The 8,778-nt window shown below is 68.6% G+C and carries 6 protein-coding genes; 2 read left to right on the plus strand and 4 right to left on the minus strand.

Annotated features, from left to right (window positions below):
* On the minus strand, positions 1-1,586 hold a 1,586-nt coding region (locus tag VKA86_17660), incomplete at its 3' end, for a carbohydrate-binding protein (GenBank protein HKK73032.1).
* Positions 1,587-1,831: 245 nt separating this feature from the next.
* Between VKA86_17660 and VKA86_17665 the strand changes: the two genes are divergently transcribed.
* A complete protein-coding gene (locus VKA86_17665; GenBank protein ID HKK73033.1) occupies positions 1,832-3,199 on the plus strand; it encodes an NAD-dependent succinate-semialdehyde dehydrogenase in 1,368 nt (455 codons plus the stop codon).
* 45 nt (positions 3,200-3,244) lie between these two features.
* On the opposite strand, the gene VKA86_17670 is transcribed toward VKA86_17665, so the two are convergent.
* Both VKA86_17670 and VKA86_17675 read right to left on the minus strand, forming a co-directional pair.
* Positions 3,245-4,582, minus strand: a complete 1,338-nt coding sequence (locus tag VKA86_17670) for an SCP2 sterol-binding domain-containing protein (GenBank protein HKK73034.1) — start codon at positions 4,580-4,582, stop codon at positions 3,245-3,247.
* An 83-nt stretch (positions 4,583-4,665) separates the two neighbouring features.
* On the minus strand, positions 4,666-5,433 hold the full coding sequence (locus VKA86_17675; protein ID HKK73035.1) for a MarR family transcriptional regulator: 768 nt from the start codon (positions 5,431-5,433) through the stop codon (positions 4,666-4,668).
* Between the two features lie 84 nt (positions 5,434-5,517).
* On the opposite strand from VKA86_17675, the gene VKA86_17680 reads away from it, so the two are divergent.
* Positions 5,518-8,238 (plus strand): protein kinase, encoded by a 2,721-nt coding sequence (locus VKA86_17680; protein HKK73036.1) that lies wholly within the window; start codon positions 5,518-5,520, stop codon positions 8,236-8,238.
* Positions 8,239-8,284: 46 nt separating this feature from the next.
* Here the strand turns inward: VKA86_17680 and VKA86_17685 are convergent.
* Positions 8,285-8,778 (minus strand): hypothetical protein (locus tag VKA86_17685; protein HKK73037.1); only part of this gene is annotated, 494 nt, incomplete at its 5' end.

Here is an 8,778-nt window from a genome sequence, read left to right on the forward strand (position 1 = left end):
GAGGTCGCGACCGAGAGTCCTTCGAACCAGTTCAGGTTGAACTCGCCGGAGAGCGGCACGAAGCGGATCACGTGCAACCCCGACTCGAGGTCGGCCGTGAAATCGACATCGACCCAGCTCTGCCAGCCGCCGGTGGCCGGAACCGCCACGGCACCCGTGCGATCGACACCGTCGACCTCGAGGCGGAACGTGCCCCCGCCACTCGCCGACGCGACGCGAGCGCGCAGGTCGAAGGTCCCGGTCGATGCGACGATGGCGGTGTATTCCACCCACTCGCCGGGCTGTACCCAACCCAGGTTGAAGCCTCCGCCCACGTCGGCGGTCGCCTCGAGATCGACCCCTTCGCTCGGGCGATACGCGCCGCCGTTGTTGGTCGGGTCGCTGTCGACGTAGGCGACGAGCGGGCCCCCTTCGTCGTAGTCCTCCGCCTCGATCCGTCCCGGGAGGGTGGCGACGGTGTCGCCGAAGGGAGCCTGGCCGCAGCCCGCACCCACGGTGATGTCGCTGACGCTCTCGGCGGTCCCACCCTGGTCGTCGATCGCGCGCGCGCGGATCCGGAAGCAGCCGTCGAAGACGTTCTGCCACACGAAGTCGTAGGGCGGGGTCGTGGCCTCGCCGAGATAGGTGAAATCGTCGTAGAACTCCACTCGATCGATCGATCCGTCCGGATCGTCGACGTCGACCGAGATGGCAACGTCCCCACGCGGAAGCGTCGAGCCCGATCGCGGTTCGAGGATCTGGACGCTCGGCAGGGCGTTGTCGGTGTCGGCGTACACGCGCACGTAGTCGACCACGAACTGCTGCGGGAGGTCCGCGGTGATGCAGCCCGGCGACGTGCATCCGGTGAAGTTGCCGCCCACCGCCGCGTTGAGGATCAGGTAGAAGGGCTGGTCGAAGGGTGCGCGCGGATTGCCGGGCGCGGCGTTCGTGAACCAATCGTCGCTGGTCTTCGTCGAGTACAGCAGGTCGTCGACGTACCAGCGGATCTCGTCGGGTTCCCACTCGATGGCGTACACCCGGAATCCGTTGGAGAAGTCGGCGTTCGCCGGCGCGTAGCTGCCGCCGCTGAACGTGTTCTGCGGGAACTCTCCGCCGAAGTGCAGGGTGCCGGAGACGAAGTCCATTGCGTTCGCGGACTCCATGATGTCGATCTCACCGCTGGCGGCCCAGGTTCCGTAGGTGTCGTCCTGGGGCATCATCCAGAAGGCCGGCCACATGCCGCCGCCCTTCGGCAGCTTGGCGCGCATCTCGATGCGGCCGTACAGGAAGCTGTGCTTGTTGCGGGTGACGATCTTGCCCGACGTGAACGAACGCCCCCCGAAGCTCTCCTCGCGCGCCGTGATCACGAGATTGCCGCCGAAGACGTCGACGTTCTCCGAGCGGTAGTACTGGAGTTCGGCGTTGCCCCATCCGCAGAGGTCCGGGCATCCGGTGCCGATGTCGTAGCCCCACTTCTCGGTGTCGAGTGCCGTGCCGTTGAACTCGTCGGCCCAGACGAGCGAGAAGGTCGCCTGCGCCGGTCGCGGGAACACGGCCAGGACAAGGGCCAGGAGGGAGAACAATGGGAGGGCCGTGGTCGTCTTCACCGTCGGGAGCTCCAGTGGGGGAGGACATCGGCCCGGTGCGCGTCCGCACCGGAACTATGTTCGGGCGCCGAACAAAGTATAGGCCATCGACCCGGGGTGATGCCACCCGAAGTCGCGGCGCTCCGGGCCTGGGGGGTGCCCCGACCTCCTTCGTCGCGAGGCACGGACTCGCGGGTCGACGGCGGGACGGATAGGATCGAGCCGACCGATCCCTCCGAGTCCCTCTTCCGTTGCGAGTCGCCACCATGCCCTTCCGGACCACCGACCCGACCACCGGACGCACCGAGAGGACCTTCGATCCCCTCGACCGCGCCGGAATCGATGCCGCGATCACTCGTACGCACGACGCCTTCGTCGGTTTCCGCAACACGCCGACGCCCGGGCGGGCCGAGGGCCTGCGCAAGGTGGCCGAGCGGCTCGAGACCCGTCGCGACGAACTCGCGCGGCTGGCGACGAAGGAGATGGGAAAGCGACTCGCCGAGGCGGGGTCGGAGGTCGACAAGTGTGCCTGGGTGTGCCGCTACTACGCCGAGCACGCCGAGGAGCAGCTGGCCGACGAGGTGGTCTCGACCGACGCGAAGGCCTCGTACGTGCGGCATCTCCCCCTCGGCGTGGTGCTCGCGATCATGCCGTGGAACTTCCCGTACTGGCAGATCCTGCGCTTCGCCGCGCCGGCGCTGGCCGCGGGCAACACCGCGCTCGTGAAGCCGGCGCCGAGCACGCCGCAGTGCGGATTGGCCGTCGCCGAACTCTTCGCCGAGGCGGGCTTCCCCGAGGGGTGTGTCCAGACGATCCTGGTCGAACCGGAGCAGGTCCCGTCGATCCTCGACGACCCCCGGGTGCGCGCCGTCACGCTGACCGGTTCGGAGGCGGCGGGCAGCGCGGTCGCGGAGCAGGCGGCGAAGCGGATCAAGCCGAGCGTCCTCGAGCTCGGCGGCAGCGATCCCTTCGTGGTGATGCCCTCGGCCGATCTCGACCGCGCGCTCGACGCCGCGGTCACCAGTCGCATGATCAACAACGGCCAGTCGTGCATCGCGGCCAAGCGCTTCGTCGTGCACGAGGACGTGGCCGACGCGTTCACGAAAGGCCTGGTCGAACGGGTCGAGGCGCTACGGCTCGGCGATCCGTCGGACGACGACACCGACATCGGCCCGATGGCGACGGCGGCGCTGCGGGATCGCCTTGCCGACCAGGTCGACCGGTCGATCGAAGCCGGCGCCCGTGCGCGCACCGGCTGTGAGGTCGTCGAGGGCGAAGGCTTCTTCTACCGCCCCGGCGTGTTGACCGACGTCCCCGAAGACTGCCCGGCGCGCACCGAGGAGCTCTTCGGTCCGGTCGCGGTGGTGCATCGGGCGCGCGACCTGGTGCACGCGATCGCGCTGGCGAACGAGACGCGCTACGGCCTCGGTGCGGCGATCTTCAGCCGGGACGACGCCGAGTGCGAACGGGCGATCCGTGACCTCGACGCAGGCTGCACCTTCGTGAACGCCTTCGTGAAGTCCGACCCGCGGCTGCCGTTCGGAGGGACGAAGGCCTCGGGCTACGGGCGCGAACTGGCGCGCGACGGTCTGCTGTCGTTCGTGAACCGGAAGACGGTGTGGGTCGAGGGGTGAGCGGCGGGGGCGCCGGATCGTCGCCGGACGATCTCCTGTCCGGGGTCACACGGGAAACAGCCTGGCGAAACGCAACAGCCATCGAGGCGATCCACGGAAGCGGATCCTTCCGGTGATCCATGAGCGCAGCAGGCCACGCCGCCCGTTGAGGAAGTCGATCCAGGTCTCCGCGTCTGCCCGGATGCGTAGGTCGGCGTCGCCGTGTAGTCCTTCGCGTACGTCCAGTCGGCCACGTTCGACACGTACGGTCAATGCCCGGTCATCGGTGCCGCGGAAGGTGAAGTGCCAGGTCGCGTCGACGTCTTTCGCCTGCTCCGCCTGGAACACCAGGAACAAGCCTTCCGCGAAGGTCGAGATGCTCTGGGGACGCAGTCCGCTCTCGACGTGACGGACCTCCTTGTGGGGGAAGCGCCGGGTCACGTGCGCCTCGGCGTCGGAGCCGGGTAGCGCGTAGACGGGTTCGTCGTGATCTCGGAGGGGATCGACCACCTGCTGCCGGTAGCCCTTGCGGTCGTCCAGGAAGGGTGCGATGACGTCCTCGCCGGCTGGACACACCGCCAGACAGTACGCCGCCCGGTAATTGGCGCCGTACGAGAGGCTCTGCCAATGGGCCACGCTCTCGCCCTCACGGTGCCGATCGCGAAGGTCGGAAGCACTGCGGGCGTCGGCCAGGCGGTCCTCCCAACGTGCGAAGTTGGCCATGAAGTCGTGGTAGTTGTGGTGGTAGCAGGCCGAGAAGTCGAAGGCACCGTCGGGTTTGATCGCGCCGACGGGGCAGGCCGAGACGCAGAGCTTGCACTCCAGGCAGGGATTGTAGTCGAGCGGCTCCGACTGCGTTGCGACGTCCTGGGCGACGAGCACGGTTCCGAGCAGCACGTGGTTGCCGAAGCGCGGATGGATGACGTTGCGGTGGACGCCCATCGCACCCAATCCGGCGGCCACTGCCGTCGTCTTGTGCTCGACGATCCACAAGCGCGAAGGGAAGTCCTGCACCTCCATGGGGAAACCCATGGCGGGGTTGAGCGCACGAACCCCGCGCGCTTCGAGCGCCGCTACCACGCGGTGTCCCACGGCGTCGACGTCGTGGCCCACGGTGTGGAACTCCAGGTTGGCCACGGAGCGGGCAGTGGCGCGCAGCGGCTCTCGGTTCATGCGCACTACATAGGCCAGGAGCGTGCGGACTCCGGGCAGGGCCCTCTCGAGGTGTGGCCGCTCGCCGGCGAGTTCGGGTCGGTCGATGGCGACCAGTCCGGCGTCGTCGGCGCCCGCTTCGCGGGCGATGGTCAGTAGCTCGTCTGCCTTGAGCGATCGGGGATCCGGATCACTGTCCACCTGCCGGCGGGCCCGAAGGGTCTTCACCGTGGGATGATCGTCGAGCTTCACGTCGGGTCTCCTGGTTCGGATTAGGGTGTATATACAACTCAAGGGGTGGAAGGAACGGTCTGCCTGACGGCGCGGTCGTGGATTCAGGAGGTGGAAGCGATGCGCGCCCAGATCGTACCGAGCGCTCGGGCGCCTTCCGGCCCCATCAGGTCCCGGGCCCTGCGTTGGGCCTTCTGCCAGTCCGGAAGTGCTGCGGCGAGGAGGGAGCGGCCCGACCGAGTGACCGAGTAGTGCACCCGCCGGCCCTCACCCTCGGTACGGATCCAGCCCTGTTCCTCGAGACGCCGCACGTTGCGGCTCACCGTGGACTTCTCCAGGTGCAGGGCGTCGACGAGATCGCCCGGCGTGGCCTCGCGATGCACCGCGATGGCCACCAGGATGTTGAACTGGCTCACCATGAGGCCGTGTGGTTGCAGAGCCTCTTGGTAGACGGTGGTGATCGCCCGGGCCACGGAGCGCGTCTTGCGCGCGAGGCAGTCTCGGGCCACGGTTCGGAGTCGGGTGTCCAGTTCCATAACGTTGTATATACACCAAGGTCCGATCCATCGCAACGCGCAGGCGACCCTGGACACGAAGTCGAGCGAGGTCTGTCTCCGGACAGGACCGACCATCCCGCTGCCATCCCGCTGCGTGGAAGCTGCTCGGTCGTCGGGCCCGGACGCTGCCAGCCGGTTCACCAACGTCACCGCCCTCCCGTGTGCCCCGGCCCCCGTCTGCAACCGCAGGTGGCACACCCCCGGCGCCCGCAGCCGGCCGGTGGCGAGCAGGGCCACGGATTCCTCGAGGTCGAAAGGCTGATCGGCCAGTTCGAGCCGTTCGTCGAGCCACAGCGACAGTGGACGAGGAGCCACGGGGAATTCGTGAAGTGGCCGACGTTGACCGTCCCCCGGTGCCGACCTACGCTCGAAACCCCTGCCCGCCACCTGGAGCGTCCCGTGACCGACTCCACACCCGGTCCGTCGCCCGGCCGGAAGCTCGCCCACTACGAGATCCTCGGTCTGATCGGCCGCGGTGGCATGGGTGAGGTCCATCGCGCGCGCGACACCAAGCTCGGTCGTGAGGTCGCGCTCAAGTTGTTACCGCGCGAGCTCTCCGGCGATCCCGAGCGCGCCGCGCGCTTCGATCGCGAGGCGCGGACCCTCGCCAGCCTGCAACACCCGAACGTCGCGTCGATCTACGGCTTCGAGGAGCACGAGGGCCAGCGCTTCCTGGTGATGGAACTGGTCGAGGGCGAGGACCTGTCCGTACGCATGGCACGCGGACCGATCCCGGTGGACGAGGTCACCGACATCGCCGCACAGATCGCCGCCGGGCTCGAGGCCGCGCACGAGAAGGGGATCGTGCACCGCGACCTGAAGCCGGCCAACGTGATGATCACGCCCGGCCACGAGGTGAAGATCCTCGACTTCGGTCTGGCCCGCGCGTGGTTCGGCGACAGCGGCGACGAGACCGACATCGGCGCGTCGCCCACGATCACGGCGGCCATGACCGCGGCGGGCACGATCCTCGGCACGGCGGCGTACATGAGCCCGGAGCAGGCCCGGGGCAAGGCGGTCGACCGGCGCGCGGACATCTGGGCCTTCGGTGTCATCCTGTTCGAGATGCTGACCGGCGAGCGCTTGTTCGAGGGCGAGACCGTCAGCGACACGCTCGCCGCCGTGCTGCGGGCCGAGCCCGACTGGGATGCGCTCCCCGCTTCGCAGGCGCCGGTGCTCGTACGGATCATCGAGCGTTGTCTCGTGCGCGATCCACGGCTGCGGCTGCGCGACATCGGCGAGGTGAGGATCCTCTTGCAGTCCGGCGACGCATCGGCCGCGTCACTCTTCGGGGCGACGGCGTCGGCGGTTCCCGCGGCGTCGAGCGGGCGGCGGGGCGTTCCGGTCGTTCTCGTCGTGGTGCTCGCCCTGCTGGCGGCACTCGCGGGTGGATGGATCGGATCGAGCGTCCTCACGTCGTCCTTCGAGCCGCCTCTCCTGCACGCGTCGATCCCGCCGCTGCCCGGGACCCGGATCGATCTGAACGCGTCGGCGCCTGGATCCGGCATGCTCTCGCCCGACGGACGCATGATCGCCTTCACCGCGCGGGACGAGGCCGGGGTCACGCGCCTGTATCTTCGCCATCTCGATCGCGCCGAGCCGGTGGCGGTGTCGGGGACCGAGAACGCGGCGTATCCCTTCTGGTCGCCCGACGGCACGGCGATCGCCTTCTTCGAAGTCGGGGCCAACACGGGTCGACTACGCAAGGTCAACGTGGGTGGGGGACCTCCCGTGACGATCTGCCCCGCCCGCAACGGCAAGGGCGGCTCGTGGAACGAGGACGGCGTGATCGTCTTCGCTCCCAACGCGGCAGCGACGATCCATCGGGTTCCGGCGATCGGGGGCGAACCCGAGGAGGTCACCGCGCTCGCCGACGACGAGGATTCGCACCGCCATCCTCGCTTCCTGCCCAACGGGCGGGAGTTCCTGTTCGTGGCCCGCCACGGTCAGTCGGGCGACCTGGCGTCGGTCTACGTGGGATCACTCGATGGCGACGCCCCGCGGCGGGTGACCGAGAGCCAGACGCAGGTGGAGTTCAGCCAGGGCCACCTGCTCGCGGTGCGCGACGACGCCCTGCTCGCCACGCCCTTCGATCCCGGAACGTTGGAGATGACGGGCGGTGCGGTGCCGGTGGTCGAGGACGTGATGATCGTCAGTGACGGGGCCGTGCTCGCCGCCTACTCGAGTTCGTCGACGGGCGCGCTGGTCTTCCAGCGCGGCACCAACGAGCAGGACCGCAAGCTGGAGTGGATCGACCTCGAGAGCGGGCAACGGACCGACCTCGGAACCCGTGGGCAGCTCTACTTCCCGACGATCTCACCCGATGGTTCGACGGCCGTGGTCGAGGTCTACGGGGAGTCCCAGGAGGGTGTGGATCTCTGGCTCGTGGATCTCGGGAACGGTCTGCGCACACGCTTCACCTTCGATCCCTCGGACGAGTCATCCGCGGTGTGGGGTCCCGACGGCGCGCACGTGTACTACGTCGCGCGCTCGGAAGAAGGCGGTCGCGTGTTCCGGCGGTCGGTCGACGGCACCGTCGATGCCGAGGAGCTGTGGCGGGACGAAACGTTCCTGCGCGTGACCGACGTCGCGAGCGACGAGTCGCACGTGCTGCTCGCCCGCGAGGACGAAGCCGGATCCCTCGCCGACGTGATCGTCTTGCCGCTCGACGGATCCGGCGAGCCAGCCGACCTGCTGGTCGGCGAGGAGCGTCACACGGGTGCCGTGTACTCGCCCGACGACCGGTGGATCGCGTACTACGGAGACTCGGCGGCGACCTTCGACGTCTTCGTCATGGCCGCCGAGGGTGGCCGCCGGAAGTGGCAGGTCTCGACCGATGCGGCGCTCTACCCCCAGTGGTCGCCCGATGGCGCGCGTCTCTACGCAGCCGACTTCGAAGGGAACCTGAAGGCCTTCGAGGTCGACGGAAGCGGGACGAGTTTCCGCACCGGCACGTTCCGCGTCGCGACCCAGGTCGACCCTCCACAGCGCATGGGCAATTCCTTCGCAGTGCATCCCGATGGCGAGCGCATCCTCCAGGCCGTGGCGATCGACACGGGGGACGACCGCGACGCGCTGCTCGAGATCGTCACGGACTGGCGGCGGGCGCTGGTGCGGTGAGACGAGCGATGATTCCCTCGCTCGGCGGTCGATCCTCGCGTACCGCTCAGTACCGCGCCTTCAGTCCCGACCAGGTGGCGGTCTCGGTCGGCACGGTTGCGGCTCGTAGCTGCAGGCTTCCCTGCGACAGGACGTCTCCCTGCTCGTAGGGGCAGGTCGGGCAGTCGAGTTCGACGACCACCAGTTGCTCGTCCATCGCGACCGGCCCGGCACCGGACACGAAGGTCACCGATCCCGTGCTCTCCCACCGCTGCGTGCCGAGGACGTTGCCGCCTTCGTCGGTGATCATCGCTTCGCCGTGGTCGATGGTGTACTCGAGCACCCAGGCGTGATCGAAGGTCCACGAGCCCACCGTGACGGCCACGTCGGCCTCGGCCACGGTTCCGTACAGGAACACGTCGTCGACCAGGTCCGGGACGAGTTGCAGCGTGAAGTTCGGCCCCACGTCCGTCGGATCGGCGACGTACAGCCACGACCGTCCTGCGATCTCGTCGCGCCAGTCACCGATCTCCGATTCCGTCTTCAGGAATCCGATGTTCC

This window comes from Candidatus Krumholzibacteriia bacterium (assembly GCA_035268685.1).
Classification (GTDB): domain Bacteria; phylum Krumholzibacteriota; class Krumholzibacteriia; order JAJRXK01; family JAJRXK01; genus JAJRXK01.